The organism is Micromonospora sp. MP36, assembly GCF_008119785.1.
Lineage (GTDB): Bacteria > Actinomycetota > Actinomycetes > Mycobacteriales > Micromonosporaceae > Micromonospora.
Genome location: NZ_VSFA01000148.1, coordinates 1 through 14171, shown reverse-complemented (window position 1 = coordinate 14171; position 14171 = coordinate 1). Strand labels below are relative to the sequence as shown.

Annotated in this window: 14 protein-coding genes and 1 pseudogene; 8 read left to right on the top strand and 7 right to left on the bottom strand. The window is 68.5% G+C overall.

Annotation, left to right across the window (positions count from 1 at the left end; translation table 11 throughout):
* From FXF52_RS37830 to FXF52_RS37815, 4 genes are all read right to left on the bottom strand, one after another.
* On the bottom strand, positions 1-275 hold a 275-nt coding region (locus tag FXF52_RS37830; protein ID WP_222870901.1), incomplete at its 3' end, for a hypothetical protein.
* 85 nt (positions 276-360) lie between these two features.
* Complete coding sequence (locus FXF52_RS37825) at positions 361-846, bottom strand: hypothetical protein (RefSeq protein ID WP_148804478.1); 486 nt, start codon at positions 844-846, stop codon at positions 361-363.
* Between the two features lie 90 nt (positions 847-936).
* A complete protein-coding gene (locus FXF52_RS37820) occupies positions 937-2451 on the bottom strand; it encodes a DUF4419 domain-containing protein (RefSeq protein WP_148804477.1) in 1515 nt (504 codons plus the stop codon).
* 159 nt (positions 2452-2610) lie between these two features.
* The gene (locus FXF52_RS37815; protein WP_148804476.1) at positions 2611-3255 is read right to left on the bottom strand and encodes a hypothetical protein; all 645 of its coding nucleotides are present in this window, start codon (positions 3253-3255) and stop codon (positions 2611-2613) included.
* 197 nt (positions 3256-3452) lie between these two features.
* Here FXF52_RS37815 and FXF52_RS37810 point away from each other — a divergent pair, with 197 nt between their 5' ends.
* Positions 3453-4748, top strand: coding sequence for an alkaline phosphatase family protein (locus FXF52_RS37810; RefSeq protein WP_148804475.1), 1296 nt, complete (start codon positions 3453-3455; stop codon positions 4746-4748).
* A gap of 52 nt (positions 4749-4800) precedes the next feature.
* On the opposite strand, the gene FXF52_RS42720 is transcribed toward FXF52_RS37810, so the two are convergent.
* Positions 4801-4971, bottom strand: a complete 171-nt coding sequence (locus tag FXF52_RS42720; protein WP_222870900.1) for a hypothetical protein — start codon at positions 4969-4971, stop codon at positions 4801-4803.
* Between the two features lie 243 nt (positions 4972-5214).
* Here FXF52_RS42720 and FXF52_RS44310 point away from each other — a divergent pair.
* A pseudogene (locus tag FXF52_RS44310) lies at positions 5215-5529 on the top strand (Tn3 family transposase); the annotation flags it as partial.
* A 53-nt stretch (positions 5530-5582) separates the two neighbouring features.
* On the top strand, positions 5583-6170 hold the full coding sequence (locus tag FXF52_RS37795; RefSeq protein WP_255472790.1) for a dihydrofolate reductase family protein: 588 nt from the start codon (positions 5583-5585) through the stop codon (positions 6168-6170).
* A gap of 325 nt (positions 6171-6495) precedes the next feature.
* On the opposite strand, the gene FXF52_RS37790 is transcribed toward FXF52_RS37795, so the two are convergent.
* The gene (locus FXF52_RS37790) at positions 6496-7503 is read right to left on the bottom strand and encodes an RNA polymerase subunit sigma-70 (protein WP_148804474.1); all 1008 of its coding nucleotides are present in this window, start codon (positions 7501-7503) and stop codon (positions 6496-6498) included.
* Between the two features lie 1138 nt (positions 7504-8641).
* Here FXF52_RS37790 and FXF52_RS37785 point away from each other — a divergent pair.
* The 5 genes from FXF52_RS37785 to FXF52_RS37765 all read left to right on the top strand — a co-directional run bounded on the left by FXF52_RS37785 (position 8642) and on the right by FXF52_RS37765 (position 12231).
* On the top strand, positions 8642-10213 hold the full coding sequence (locus FXF52_RS37785; RefSeq protein WP_148804480.1) for a sensor histidine kinase KdpD: 1572 nt from the start codon (positions 8642-8644) through the stop codon (positions 10211-10213).
* Between the two features lie 52 nt (positions 10214-10265).
* Entirely contained in the window at positions 10266-10697 is a 432-nt protein-coding gene (locus FXF52_RS37780; protein ID WP_148804473.1) for a roadblock/LC7 domain-containing protein, read from the top strand.
* Positions 10698-10701: 4 nt separating this feature from the next.
* Positions 10702-11073, top strand: coding sequence for a DUF742 domain-containing protein (locus FXF52_RS37775; RefSeq protein WP_148804472.1), 372 nt, complete (start codon positions 10702-10704; stop codon positions 11071-11073).
* A complete protein-coding gene (locus FXF52_RS37770) occupies positions 11051-11632 on the top strand; it encodes an ATP/GTP-binding protein (RefSeq protein ID WP_148804471.1) in 582 nt (193 codons plus the stop codon). Before FXF52_RS37775 ends, FXF52_RS37770 begins: the two co-directional genes overlap by 23 nt.
* Positions 11633-11694: 62 nt before the next feature.
* On the top strand, positions 11695-12231 hold the full coding sequence (locus FXF52_RS37765) for a GAF domain-containing protein (RefSeq protein WP_148804479.1): 537 nt from the start codon (positions 11695-11697) through the stop codon (positions 12229-12231).
* On the opposite strand, the gene FXF52_RS37760 is transcribed toward FXF52_RS37765, so the two are convergent.
* A complete protein-coding gene (locus FXF52_RS37760) occupies positions 12232-13431 on the bottom strand; it encodes an acyl-CoA dehydrogenase family protein (protein ID WP_148804470.1) in 1200 nt (399 codons plus the stop codon).
* Positions 13432-14171 lie beyond the last annotated feature (740 nt).

Below are 14171 nucleotides of genomic sequence, written 5' to 3'. Positions count from 1 at the left end.
TGATCCACAGAGAGCATCGGATCCGCCGAGCGTTTCGGGCAGAAGGGGCACCGGTGATATCCACGCATCGTGTTGATACGCGGCGCCGCGATGATGTCGAGCAGCGCGTCGGTGAACCAGTTCGGGGTGGGTCCTTCCTCGAACGCGTGCGAGGCGTCGAGCCATCCGACGTTGATCCGGTCGTATCCGGGCCGGAACTGAAGCCATCCCCAGTCCATCTCGATGATGTCGACGTCGCTGTAGCTGTAGGCGCTCAGGTCCTCGAAGTAGGCCACCTGGCGTTCGTCCCAGAACGGCCGGTTGCTGCTCTCACCGGCAGGGCAGCGTGCGCCCGCCCGTGCCGCTCTTCGAGCAGCCACGTCAGTTTGCCGGGCGGTACGACCAGTGCACCCCGACGTCGGGCTTCATCCGTAGCCACAGGGTGGAAGCCGGCGAGTCGTCCGGGAAGTCGACCCGTAGCAGCTCGCGACCATGGATTCGCTCGACTCCGACACCTTGAACGCCACGTAGATCCAGATCGAGCAGCTCAGCTCCGTCGAGAACGGTTCGCAACCGTAGCCGAACGACCTCGTAGCCCGGCTCGATATACATCTCGATGTCGTAGCCGGCTCGGGTGGTTCGGAATGTCACTGCCGTGTACGGCCACAGCTTTCGCCAGTCGAACTGGTATCCGGTCTCACGCTCGTCGTCCGCGTACCGATAGACCGGCTCCGCTTCGAAGAGCCAGATCAGGTCCTCGTAGCGGGGGACCGGCTCCATGACCACCAGAAGATACTTGCACGGATACCGGAGATGCCCGCGCAGCATCCGCATCTGCCGCCGATCGCGCGTGCTGACCGGCCGCAAGGCATGTCACTCCCTGTAGGCCTTGTTATATAAGTGCTGTCGAGTCTGGACGTGTTCGGTCGTGCCGGACTGCGGATAGCGCGTCACGGACTAACCCATGGGTCGGTCCAGCTGATTGAGCCGGCCGGTTTCGAGGTGGGTGATGTGGCCATCGGAGTCGAGGGCGGCGTCGAGCAGCTGCGCGAGCGAGGTGCCGTACACCGGGACGTCGGCGGGCTCGTCGACCAGGCGGAATCGGCCGTCGAACTCGTCGGACCGTTCGGCCGCCACCTCTTGGACGCGGCAGAGGACCCAGTGGGTCGACTGCGTTTCGTTGTCGAGGGCCGCGCAGACGCTCCGGCCGTCGGCAAGGTCGATGATCGCCAAGAGTGACCGGTCCTCGTAGCCGCGATAGAGTCGGCGGTGCTCGGTCGCCGGCAGCAGCCGCCACGTGTGAAACAGCGTGGCGGAGCCGATGCGCCGGTAGAGCGCCACGACCTCGGCGGGCGCGTCGAACATGAACGTGGGCTGTGGCGGCGTGGTCTCGTGGTCGCGGACGATTCGGTCGATCACGTCGTCGATCTCGACCGCCGCTGGCGCGAGGTACCAGCCGGCCACCGGCCGTAGTCCACCGTCGTCATCCTTGGCGACGCCGACCAGGCCGGCGTGCAGGGCCACCGCACGGTTGTCGCCCGCCACCCGATCGTTGACGTTGACTGTCGCCCGCGACAACGTCGCGGGCACCTGATCGGTGCGGATGCCGGCACCGCGGTAGAAGCCGCGGCCGTCGGCGGTCGCGTCGCGCGGCTCGTCGATAGGTAACTCCAGCAGCGGATTCAGCTGGTCCACCACACCCTCACCGCGAAGGTACGGGTACAGTCGCGCGGCCCAGCCGGTGACCACCTCACCGCCGTACGCGTCGACGGGGTTGTAGATCCGCCGCCAGAACGCCACGTCCACCTCGCCGGACGCGGCTCGGACGAACTGGTCGGCGATCGGCGCGAGCGACCGGCACCACGTCTCCAGGCCGAACCCGGCGATCGCGTCCACCCGTGCACGGATCTTCTGCCAGTCCTGGACGGTGCCGGTCAACGTGATCGACGGGATGCCACACACGCACACGAGCCACAGTGAGAAGTACGGCGAGTAGGCGTCGAGCAGGACAACTCGTCCCGCGAGCCGGTCGACCTCCGTGCTGGTGGAGAAGTCGCACTCGAACACGTCCGCGTCGCTGACCTCGGCGGCGAGCAACTTGTGGAATGACTCCACCACGTCCTGCCAGGAAGCCGCGTCCTGCGGCATCGGCCCGTCAACGGCCACAACGAGCCGCTTACGGCCGGCGTGGCCCACCAACCGGGGGCGCAGCTCCTCCGCATGGAGCCGGATGTGTTGGGCGACACCCTGCGCGATGGTCAACCACACCGCGTCGGGAGACAACACCAGCGGGCAATGGTCGGCAAACGCGCGCCCGACAGCGTCGAGCAGCGGATGCACGCCGTCCGGCGCGAGCACCGGCAGCGCCGGATTACCGCCGAACACCAGCGCGTCCCCGAACAGTTCGCGCAGCGGCCGGGTAGGCAGGCCCTCGGCTGCGGGGGTCACCTCGTCGACCCGGAAGGTCACCATTGCGCGACTCTAACGCCTGCTCGCCCGGGCGCGATCCCGCGACGAAGTACTCATCGGCCCCTTTGTCGCGTTGGTCGTTCCCGGGGTGGTGGGTTGTCGTACCCGATGAGCATGTATCAGCCGAGGGGGTGCGTCTGCTTCTTGGCGTGAGGTCGGCTGCTACACGAGACGCGGCTTGATATCGATCCACTCACGCAGCTGGGCGGCGAGGTGCGGGTCCAGGACTGCGTCCAGGTGCCACTGGGCTGCGCTGACCAGATTCTTCGCCTGCCGGGAGTGGCGCATCTGCGTGCGGTCAACACCGCCCAGGTCTCGCCCGTCGTCGAGCGTGGCCGCCTCGTTCAGCCCGACCGGGATTGCGTCCAGGCAGGCCCGGACGATGTCGTCAGCCGACGGCAACACCGCCAACTCGATCCCCGCGCGGCGCATACCCGCCGCGAAGTACGCCAGATTCTCGGCGCTGACGGCTTCGCTGAACACAGCTCGGGCCCGGCCCTGCCGCAGCAGCCAGAGCTTCAACTCCGCCCAGTCCGCCCGCCGGCCCGACTGGTCACCCAAGTGTTGATCGATGACCAGCAGCAGGTACAGCCACCAGTTGGTGCGCTCGCACGGCGCCGGCTGGCGGCGGTCCAGCCACGTCCGGCGGTGATGCTCATCGAGTTGGAGCAGGTGGAGCAACCCGTCTTTGACGGACTGGCGTTGCCCGCCGAGTCTCCTCGCGGCCACGAGCTCGGGCGGATGGGGTGCGCTGATCGACCAGACATCACCGGCATCGACCAGCCCCAGGTACCCGGTGGTGGCCACGAGGAGGGATATGGCGGCTCCGGCTGGAGCATGCCGCCAGCGCCCGCGCGGCCAAGCAGGCCCGGGGCCTGCCGCCCGAGCGCCCGGCGAAGCTCCCGGGCGGCGCGGTGTGAAAGACGCGAAACCACGTTGCACGTTCACGACGTCGCCACCGTGGGCTCACGGGGGCGCCAACCCGACCCGATTCAGTGCACCTCATGATCCGAACTCTCCGCACCCTGGGCCGCGTCACCGCGGCTCTCGCCCTCCCTCTGCTCACCCCGCTGCCGGCGTACGCCGCCGTGCCGGACTCCCTACCGGCGCAGGCGGCGCCGGCGGCCGACCACGTGATCTTCATCGCCCTCGACGGCTTCGACTACGACTACCTGGGCGAGGTGCCGACGCCCAACATCGACCGGCTCGTCAAGCGTGGCAGCGTCACCGAGTCGACCGGCGTCATGCAGTCGATCACCAACCCGTCCTGGTCCTCGGTCGCGACCGGCGCCTGGCCGGAGCGGCACCTCAACACCGCCTACGTCTATGACCCGGTGTCGCACACCGCCCGCGGCCAGGAGCGCGATCTCGCGGTGCCCACCATCGCGGAGGCGGTCCGCGCCCAGGGCGGCACCGTGATGTCGTCGCAGTGGTTCATCGTGCAGAACCACGGGACGGCGTACGGCGACCCGGAGGGCATCTACACCCAGCCCGGCGGTGACTGCTCGCGTCGCGTCGACGACATCGTGAAGGTGATCAACGGCGAGCCCGTCAAGAGCGGCGCCACCATGGTCACGGCCCCGAAGATCCCCGACCTCATGGCGGTCTACTGCGACGCGCTCGACGCGATCGGCCACGAGGGCGGCGACCACGACCCGCGAATCCCGGGCGCCCTGGCGGATCTCGACGCCCAGATCGGCCGGATCGTGCAGGCCACCAAGGACGCCGACATCTTCGGTCGCACCACCTTCGTCATCACCGGCGACCACGGCATGACCACGTTCACCAAGGGCTTCGGCACGCAGGTGATCGACGCGATCGCCAAGGCCGGCTACAAGGCCGAGCTCCTCGGGACCGGCAAGACGCCCAAGCCCGACACCGACGCCGTCATCGTCGTCGGCGGCATCGGCAGCCTGCACCTGGTCGGCGCCGCGAAGAACGACCCGCAGGCGGTCGCGAAGATCAAGGCCACGCTCGAGGCGACCCCGCACGTGAGCCAGGTGTTCGACAAGGCCGCCCAGCAGGCGATGCACATGAGCCCCCGCTTCGGTGAGCTCGTCATCGAGCCGGAGCCCGGCTGGTCGATCGGCGGCGACCCGGCGGGCGGCGTCGCCGGCCGTCACGGCGCCACGACCGAGCTGCACGTCCCGCTGGTGCTCTCCGGCGCCGGCGTCCTGCCCGGTGTGCACCCCGTCGACCCGCATCACGTCGACATCGCCCCGACGATCGCCGCGCTGCTCGGCATCCAGCCCCCGTCGGGCGCGCAGGGTCGGGTGCTGAGCGAGTCGATCCGCGACTGACGCCGGAGCGTCGCCGTGGCGGTGACCTCCACCGCCACGGCGACGCGTCGTCTCAGGACGTCCGCGCGGGCCTCAGCGACTTCGCGTGGCTGCCGGAAACCTGGACGAGCGACGTCATGCCCAACGCGTTCATGAAGTCGAGCAAGTCCTGGGCGAGCGCAGCTTGCTGCCCCGACCGCATCGTGGTGTCATCCCGAAACCGCGTCGGGCCGAAGCCGCGCATGCTGGCCACGCTGTGACCGGCGGGCGGCTGGGCGAAGAGCCATCGGACGTGGGGCGCGGCCGGGAAGGTGGGGTGCTGCCCTGCTCGCCTCGGACTCCCACCCGGCCTCGCCTCCGGACAGGCGGTGTACCCGCGATTCGGCGGCGGTTTCCCGACCACCGCGGCGCGGCGGCGCTGGTGCCGCCAGTCGCTGGATCCGGGCCGCACCGATGCGGTGCGGCGCCTCCCGCCGCCGGCCCGCCCGGGCAAGAAGACCAGCTCGGCGCGCTCGGCCCCGTGTTCAACGCGATCGTGCTGTGGAACACCCGCTACATCGACCTGACGGTCAACCTGCTGCGCGCCTAGGGCTACCCAGTGCGCGACGAAGACGCCGCCCGCCTTTCCCCGCTCGGGTACGCGCACATCAACATGCTGGGCCGCTACAGCTTCCCCAACCCGGGCGACCGGGCCACAGCTGCGCCCGCTGCGCGACCCCGACCAGCCGGAGCCCAGCCGAGTACGCCGTGCCGAGTCCGGAACGCGAGGACTACCTGCGGACGCAGATCGCGCACCGATTAGGTTTCCGCGCCGCGCCCGTCTGTACGTGTGAGACCAAACCACGGGAGGCTGGCATGATGCGGAAACTGACCTTTGCTATGAATGTGACCCTGGACGGCTACATCGCCGCGCCCGGCGACGACCTCGGCTGGAGTGGGGGTGAGGGAGCGGACTCGTCGCCGAGCGACGAGCTGTTCCAGTGGTGGTCCGACCGGGTGGGGGCGACGGGCCTGGCGCTGTATGGGCGCAAGCTGTGGGAGGCGATGAGTTCCCACTGGCCGACCGCCGACCAGCGGCCCGGCGCCACACGGGCGGAGATCGAGTTCGCCCGCCGCTGGCGGGACATGCCGAAGGTGGTGTTCTCCTCGACGATCGACAAGGTCGACTGGAACACCCGCCTGGTCACCGGCGACGCGGTCACCGAGATCACCCGGCTCAAGAAAGAGGACGCCGGCCCGATGGACATCTGCGGCGCGACGCTTGCCGGGGCGGCGATGCGGGCCGGGCTGATCGACGAATACGTGCTGGTCACCCACCCGGTCCTGGTGGGCGGCGGCACGCCGTTCTTCACCGCGCTGGACACCTGGGTGAACCTGAACCTCGTGGAGACGCGGACATTTCCCGGCGGCATCGTGCTGACCCGATACGAGACGAGGCGATGAGCACGGGCCAAATGCTCGGCTCGTAAGGCCGGGTCGAAATCCTTCCTGACGTGCTCACCATGACCTTCGGCTATGCGGGAACCTTCCCCGGGCCCTTCCTTGCGTTCCGAGCGAGCTGTTGACCGACTCGCTGGAGATGAGGACGACGGCGTCGTTGGTCGTGACGGTGTTCTTCGGGCATAACGCCGCCCCGCCGGCACGCCGGCGGGGCGGTGGTGTTCGCGTTGTCGCGTTGGTGTTCAGCTGCTCGGGGTGCTCATTGCGCGGTGACTTCGGTGACGCCGGCCCGTGGCGCTGGACTCGTCGACGATGGGGACTTGTCTGATCACAGTGTCGGGGGCAGGTCCAGCCATGGTTTGTCGGTGGCGTCGAATCCGGTGAGCTCGGCGATCTTCCCGTCGACGATGTGCAGGACCGCGATGGCGAATAGTCGGTACTCCGGGTCGTCGGGGGTGCGCAGGTACAGCACGGCGGCGGGCATGCGGTTGACCGTCGTGGCGATACCGCGCCAGTCGTCGTGGCCGCGCTGGAAGAGCCCACCGGAGACCCAGCCGTCCACCGCGTCCTTGGCCGTGATGACCGAGGTGCCCGCCTCGGGCAGCATCACGAAGCGCAGGTCGTCGCGCAGCAGGGACATCAGCCCGTCGAGGTCGTTGCGCTCATGGGCGTCGATGTACGACTTCACCACGCCGCGCTCGTCATTCGACAGCTCGTGGGTGGCGGGGCTCCGCCAGTTGAGGCGGCTGTCGGGCAGCTGCTCGCGCATCGTCACACGGGCCCGCTGCAGTGCGCTGGTCACTGATGCGACGGTCAGCTCGAGGGCTTCGGCGGCTGTCGACGCCGGCCAGCCGAGGACGTCGCGCAGGATGAACACCGCCCGCTGCCGCGGCGGCAGGTGCTGGACGGCGACAATGAACGCCAGCTCGATCGTCTCCCGCGCCACCACCGATTCCTGTGGGTCCTCGGGGAGCATCCGGTCGGGGTACGGCTGCAGGTACAGCACCTCGGAGTCGGGGTCCGGCAGCTCGGACGGTACGGGTGTGCGGTCGTCGCGCTTCCTCAGGAAGTCGAGGCAGGCGTTCGTCGCGATCCGGTACAGCCAGGTCCGCAGGGCCGCGTGGCCCTTGAAAGACTCCCGCTTGTTCCACGCTCGCAGGAACGTCTCCTGCGTCATGTCCTGGGCGTCCTCGTAGTTCGCGAGCATCCGGTAGCAGTGCACCTGCAGCTCACGCCGGTGGCGCTCCGTAATCAGTGCAAACCGCGCCGTGTCGTCTGAGCGGACCGCCGCGATGAACGCGGCCTCGTCGGCGCCCAGCAGTCTGGCGTCGGTCATGGTCAACAATCCTTCCACACCGGTGCGAGAGGCTGCCGGGCTTCGGGTGCCGAGTTGGACGGGGCGGGCCGGCGGTGGGGTGACCACGTTCGGCGGCCGGAGCTCGGGTCCGGCTGCTCCCAGGTAAGGGCCGACACCGCTCGACGGAATGCTGAGGGCCGTTTCCTCGGCGAGCCCGCCTTGTGCCGGTGGTGGCGCCGGCGGCCCAGAGATTGGGCGGAGGACGCCAGTGAGCAGGTTGGCGGTGGCGTCCACGATGCGGCCGGAGGAAGGTCGGCGGCGAAAGTGACCCCGGTTGGTGGCGGCCTCATGAACACTCCACGCCACGACGACCCCGCCGAACAGGAACCCGAGACGCAGCGCGGCTCCCGTGGGCCCGCCCCGTCGAGCCATCCCCGCACCCCTCCGGCCATTGGCCGTCGCGGTTGGTCAACGCCCGTACGCCACGAGTGTGGTCGACCGATCACAGTGAGCGGAGGATCAGGTAGGGTCCTCTCAGGCGGCGCGGTGTGGCAGTTGATCCAGCGGTCACGGCGCCTCCGGCAGCGTTTAGGTTCACGGTTGCAGGTCAGACCTGGCGGAGGCCGGACAGGACCGCAAGTCGGTGCGGGGCCCGCCGTCCCGTCCGGCCGGCGAGGTGGCCGTGTATCCGGCCGCCTCGTGTGGATCAGCGCAGGCCCGCCCTCCACCGTTACGGCCGCGATATCTGCTGGCTGCACGTGTGGCGGCCCGGTCGCCAGCGACGTGATCGCCTGGCGCTGTGCGTCACCGTAGTTGGCGTGCCGGATGACCGAAATTCGGTCACGCGGGGGCGGAAAAATCCAGCCATCGATGTGGCTCTGACCTGAGCATATTGACCGGCGGTGGTGCGTCGGCGTGGCGGTGGGGGTTGAGGGTGCGGGTGCGGTCGCCCATGATTGAGCGAACTTCTCTAATATCTGGTTTGGTCTGTGCAATGTAGAGTGAGCCGCTATGTCACGCGTTGCGGCCAGTTTTCCCGGTATCGAGGGTGTTGATGTCTGACCTCTTCCCACCTGATGCAGGTGCGCTGCGCAGTGACGCAGGACGAGACGCCACTCCCGCGGCGCACCGGCCACCGGCTGATGGCGGGCTGCGGGCCAGCCTTCTGTGGCTCTCGATGCTGCCCGCCGCTGTTATGGTTCTGCTCGCGGTAGCTGTGGTGACGTATGTGCTCGCCGTGTCCAGTGACTCCCTGTCCGCCGCGACTGTCGCCATCTTGGGCGTCGCGGTCGCCGTCGGCGCCGCCGTGCTGCTGGTCGCGGCGAACCGCACGGCCGCGCTCGCCGGCTCGATCCAGCGAAGAGTCGACACAATGCGCTCATCGGCAGCCTGGGGCCGTATGGAGGTGCGCCGGCTGCTTGAGCAACTGCACCGGGGTGAGCGGCCGGCCCTGCAAGCCCCGAACTTTCCGCCCGTCGAAGGCGACGTCTTCGGGCCGCTGGAGCACGATCTGTACCAGACCCATCACGCCGCCCAGACAGCGGTCCTGCAGGCGTCGGCCATGGGGTCCCGCCGCCGGGCGGACCAGCCGGTCGAGATCTTCGTCAACCTTTCCCGCCGGTTGCAGTCCCTGGTCCATCGGGAGATCCAGCTACTCGACGAGCTGGAGAACGAGGTCGAAGACCCCTACCTGCTCAAGGGCCTCTTCCAGGTCGACCACCTGGCCACTCGGGTGCGCCGCCACGCCGAGAACCTCGCCGTGCTCGGCGGCGCGGTGTCGCGCCGACAGTGGCGTAGGCCGGTGGCCATGACGGAGGTGCTGCGCTCGGCGATCGCCGAGGTCGAGCAGTACTCACGGGTGAAGCTCATCCCCCCGGTTGAGGGCACCCTGCGCGGCCACGCCGTCGCGGACGTCATCCACCTGGTCGCGGAGCTTGTCGAGAACGCGACCAACTTCTCGCCACCGCACACGCAGGTCATGTTGCGCGCCCGCGCCGTTGCCGCCGGTCTAGCGGTGGAGGTCGAGGATCGTGGCCTGGGAATGGCGTTGGACGACCAGGACCGGGTGAACGGAGTTCTCGCTGACCCGGAAGGGGTCAGCATCGCGGAGCTGCTCAGCGACGGCCGGATCGGGCTGTTCGTGGTGTCGGCCATCGCGCGCCGGCACGGTATCGCCGTGCGGCTGCAGAACAACATCTACGGCGGCATCCAGGCCGTTGTCGTCCTGCCGCACGCGCTGCTCGGCGGGGAGGAACTCGAGCACGGATCGCGGCTTCAGGTGCTGGCGCACCAGACGAGCCAGCCGGCGCACCGCGAGACTGCAGCCGGGTTGCCCGGCCAAGCCTCACCGGCGGTCGCTGCCGCCGCCCCCCAGGGCGCGCGGCCTGTCCCACCACCTCACACCGAGGTGCCAAGGTTCAGCAACGGCCACAACGATCGCCCTGGCAGCCTCGGCCAGCCGGGCGGGTGGGAGCCGCGGCAGACACCGGTGGCGCCTGCCGCTCCCGCGCCGCCCACCTTCGGGCCGGCTGCCCACGCAGGCCCTGGTGCCGCGACTCACGACATCCGTCCGCAATTGCCACGGCGCCAGGCACAGAAGCATCTGGCACCCCAGCTGCAGAACGTCCCGGCCCCGCGCGCGGACGAACCGCCCGTTGAGCACGACCCTGGCCTGGTGGCCTCGTTCATGCAGGGAGTCACCCGTGCGGAGAGCGCGGCTGACGAGGACAGCGGTCCCGCTCGACCGTAACTGACGGCCTTAGCTGACCAAGCGCCACAACTCGCAGGAGGAACTCATCATCATGCCAAGCGACGTCGCCCCGGGCCAGGCCCCTGACCTCGGCTGGCTGCTGGCAGGCCTGGTACAACGAGTCCCCCACACCATTAGTGCGTTGCTGCTGTCCTCGGACGGATTGAAAAAGGCCGTTCACGGTCTGGATTCCGACGGCGCGGACCACCTGGCCGCGATCGCCTCCGGGCTCTTCTCGCTCGCCCGGAGCGCCGGTCACCGGTTCGCCGGTGAGGAAAAGGTCCGGCAGGTGGTCGCGGAACTCGACGAAACCCTGCTGTTCGTCTCGGCGGCCGGCTCCAACGCGGTACTCGCCGTGCTGGCCGCCCGAGGCGCCGATGCCGGGGTGCTGGGATACGAGATGTCACAGCTGGTCAAGAGTGTCCGGCCGTACCTGGCGACAGCTCCACGCCCGGCCGCAGGCGTGCCGAGCACGCCCCGGTGAGAGCATGGTCGAGCCGCATGACGAAACCTGGTTCGACGATGAGGCAGGGCGGCTCGTACCCCTGTACGCGGTCAGCAACGGGCGGACCCTGCCAACGATCAAGCTGGATCTGCTGTCCATGGTGGGTGCCACCGGCCGGCTGCCCCGCACCGCCCTAGAGCCGGATCATGCCCGGGCGCTCTACCTGTGTGCCAGCCCGACGACGGTCGCGGAGGTCGCCGCGCGCATGAAGCTGCCGGCGACCATCACCAAGGTGCTGCTGTCGGACCTCGTCGGCTGCGGCGTCGTGGCCGCGCGCGCACCCGGCCCCGCCGTCGATCCCACCGACATCTCTGTCCTGGAGGCAATTCTCGATGGCCTACGACGGCGACTCTGAGCTGTTCCCCGCGGCGCTCAAGATCTTGATCGCCGGCGGCTTCGGCGTCGGAAAGACGACCTTCGTCGGCGCGGTCAGCGAGATCGAGCCGTTGACCACGGAGGAAATCCTGACCGCCGCCAGCGCCGGGACCGACAGCCTGAGCGGGGTGGAACGGAAATCCACCACCACCGTGGCGATGGACTTCGGTCGCATCACCATCGACCCCCGCTACGTCCTCTATATCTTCGGCACCCCTGGCCAGGAGCGGTTCTGGTTCATGTGGGATGAACTGTGCAACGGCGTCCTCGGCGCGGTAGTCCTCGCCGACACCCGCCGGCTGCAGGACTGCTTCGCGGCGGTGGACTTCTTCGAATCCCGCCAGATCGGCTTCCTCGTCGCGGTCAACCAGTTCGACGGATCCTTCCGCTACGAGCCGGACGAGGTCCGCGCCGCCCTCGACCTCAAACCCCATGTCCCGATCGTGCTCTGCGACGCCCGACAGAGCCGATCCGCGACCGCCGTACTGGTCGCACTGATCCAGCACCTGCTGGGCACTCGCATCTCCCGCCAACCCTGAAGCAGCAGCAACCTAAAGATACGGAGCTCATCGTGACCAACGACATCGGAAGACACCCGCTAATGACTCCCGAAGACCGCGAGGCCCCGCAACGCGTCCAGCGGCTGCGGGAACTCGGCATCGGGGAGACTCCAGACCCCGAGTTCGACGAGTTCGCCAAGAAGCTCGCGCAGGTCACCGGCGCCCCCTACGCGATGGTCAACTTCATCACCGAGGAACGCCAGTACTTCGCCGGGCTCTACACCCCGTCCGCAGACCAGGCCGGAGCAAACCCGCAGGACGGCGCGGCCGGGGAGCCGGGCCGCGTGATGGACCGCGACCACGGCTACTGCCCGCACGTCGTCGTCCGCCGCAAGGCACTGGTGCTCGACGATGTCTGCGACTACCCGAGATTCGCCGGTAACCCGGTGGTCGACGAGATCGGTATCCGCTCCTACCTGGGGGCGCCACTGATCGACCACACCGGCGCCACACTCGGCACCATCTGCGTGGTGGACACCGAACCGCGCCCCTGGGGGCGACCGGGGCTGGAGACCATCAAGGCCCTCGCCCAAGAGCTGGTGGAGCGGATCAACCAGCGTGACCGGCGCAGGCAGTAGTCAGCCGGCGTCCGCGGCCGGCGTCACGGCTGCGGCAAGGCGCTGCGACCACTGACCCTTCGAGTGTCCCAGCGCTACCTCGCCCAGCCGGAGCATCTGCACATCGGACGTTCCGGCCGGAGCGAAAATGTGGTACGCGTCGCGCACGTACCGTTCCAGTGGTCGATCGGCATACAGACCGCTGGCGGCCTGCATCTCCATCGCGTTGCGCGCTGAGTCCAGGGCGTACTCGACGTTGACGAGTTTGGCGTTTATCAGTTCCGCGTCGCAGGGCTGGCCTTGGTCGAGCAGGTGAACCGCGTGGTATGCGGCCAGCCGCGCGGTCATCAGCCGTGACTGCATCTGCCCGATTTTCAGTTTGATCGACGGCAGTTCGTAGAGCGGCTTGCCGTAGCGGTGCCGCTCCGCAGCGAACGCCACGGTCTCCTCCATCACGGCCTGGTGGATGCCCAGCGAGACAGCCGTCAGGTTGGGACGGCCGTAGAGAACGCTGGACGAGTAGGCCACCGCCAGCCCGTCGCCCTCGTCGCCGAGCATGTTGGCCGCGGGAACCCGGCAGTTGTCGAAGATCAGCTCGCCGAAACTAAAGCCGTGCAAACCCATGGCCGGTCGGTGCGGGCCCAGCGAAAAGCCCGGACGGTCCGACTCCACCAGGAACGCCGACAGGCCCTTGGAGCCCGGCCCGGTCCGCACCACGACTCCGTGCAGGTCACCGACGTGGCTGTTGCCAACGAAGACCTTCCGGCCCGTGAGGATGTAGTCGTCGCCGTCGCGCACCGCACTGGCCGTCATACCGAGGACATGCCCACCTGACTCCGGCTCCGTGACCGCGATGGTCGGTAGACAGTCGCCATTGGATATGGCCGGTAGCCAGGTCTTTTTCTGGGTCTCGCTTCCGAAGTGAACGATCTTGGCCACGCCGAGCTGCGAGGCTTGCACCATCGCGCCCATCGCGCCGCTGACCCGTGCCAGCTCCTCGATGATGATGGTCTTTGCCAGGTGCCCTAGGCCCATGCCGCCATACTCGGGACTGATCGTGACACCGATCCAACCCTGGCGAGCGATCAGCCGAGAAAGCTCGTGCGCCACAGCACGGGACGCCTCCATCTCCGGTACCCGAGGCCGCACCTCAACCTCCGCGAAGGCTCTGACTTCCTCCCGCAGGCGCTTATGGCGCGCGTTGGCGAAATAGCCGTCCATCCCCACGAACCCCCTGGTGAATTACCCGCTGACCTCGATCGGCAGGTGCACACCGGCGTCGCCCCCTAGGCCGCCCTGTGCACCTTTGTGCAAACTCAACGCGGGGTTTCCGCACAGCTCGGCGGCAGCCTTGCGGGCGTTCAGCCGCCCAGGCCGGGGAACCGTCGGAGCGGGTTCCAACAGGACGGCTTGCGCAGGTTGTCCCGCTAGCTGACGTTTCACGCGAGTCCCAATCTTCCCATGAGTCCCATGGATTGTAAATTGAGACCCGTTCGGGTTGGTGCCCCTGAAGGTCGCCAAACCCTTGTCTGCCAAAGGATTCGGGGGAAACGTCCTGGTCCTCGGCTCAGCCGCTGTGCCGACTTGCTCCACACGGGGCGGACCCGCGAAGGGCCAAAGATGTACCTGGGCCTGGTTGAAGGGGCGAACCTCATCCTAGGCCCATTGGGCGGGCGGCTGATGTCCTCGTCATGTCGGTCTCCGGTGCCCGCGAGCATCGGGACCGGACGGTCGCGGGGCCGACGTCCCGTCCGGCAGGACGTGACCGCGGCACGGTCGTCCTATTTGGACGGCGTCTGACAGGCGCCTGCCGTTACGGCCCCCCAGCTACCTGGTCGGTGCACTCATCTGGCCGCAGTGCGCTCGCTACCGGGCAGCGCACGCGAGTGGCCGCGCGCAGTAACCGTCTGATCTGGTGGCCGTTGCCTGACGCGCCCGCTCAGTCGTCGACTTCCTGTGCC

Coding starts and splice junctions, on each gene's coding strand:
- FXF52_RS37820 (WP_148804477.1), bottom strand. CDS start 2,451: ATGGTGACCTTCCGGGTCGACGAGGTGACCCCCGCAGCCGAGGGCCTG.
- FXF52_RS37810 (WP_148804475.1), top strand. CDS start 3,453: ATGATCCGAACTCTCCGCACCCTGGGCCGCGTCACCGCGGCTCTCGCC.
- FXF52_RS42720 (WP_222870900.1), bottom strand. CDS start 4,971: ATGCGCGGCTTCGGCCCGACGCGGTTTCGGGATGACACCACGATGCGG.
- FXF52_RS37795 (WP_255472790.1), top strand. CDS start 5,583: ATGATGCGGAAACTGACCTTTGCTATGAATGTGACCCTGGACGGCTAC.
- FXF52_RS37790 (WP_148804474.1), bottom strand. CDS start 7,503: ATGACCGACGCCAGACTGCTGGGCGCCGACGAGGCCGCGTTCATCGCG.
- FXF52_RS37785 (WP_148804480.1), top strand. CDS start 8,642: ATGCTGCCCGCCGCTGTTATGGTTCTGCTCGCGGTAGCTGTGGTGACG.
- FXF52_RS37780 (WP_148804473.1), top strand. CDS start 10,266: ATGCCAAGCGACGTCGCCCCGGGCCAGGCCCCTGACCTCGGCTGGCTG.
- FXF52_RS37775 (WP_148804472.1), top strand. CDS start 10,702: ATGGTCGAGCCGCATGACGAAACCTGGTTCGACGATGAGGCAGGGCGG.
- FXF52_RS37770 (WP_148804471.1), top strand. CDS start 11,051: ATGGCCTACGACGGCGACTCTGAGCTGTTCCCCGCGGCGCTCAAGATC.
- FXF52_RS37765 (WP_148804479.1), top strand. CDS start 11,695: ATGACTCCCGAAGACCGCGAGGCCCCGCAACGCGTCCAGCGGCTGCGG.
- FXF52_RS37760 (WP_148804470.1), bottom strand. CDS start 13,431: ATGGACGGCTATTTCGCCAACGCGCGCCATAAGCGCCTGCGGGAGGAA.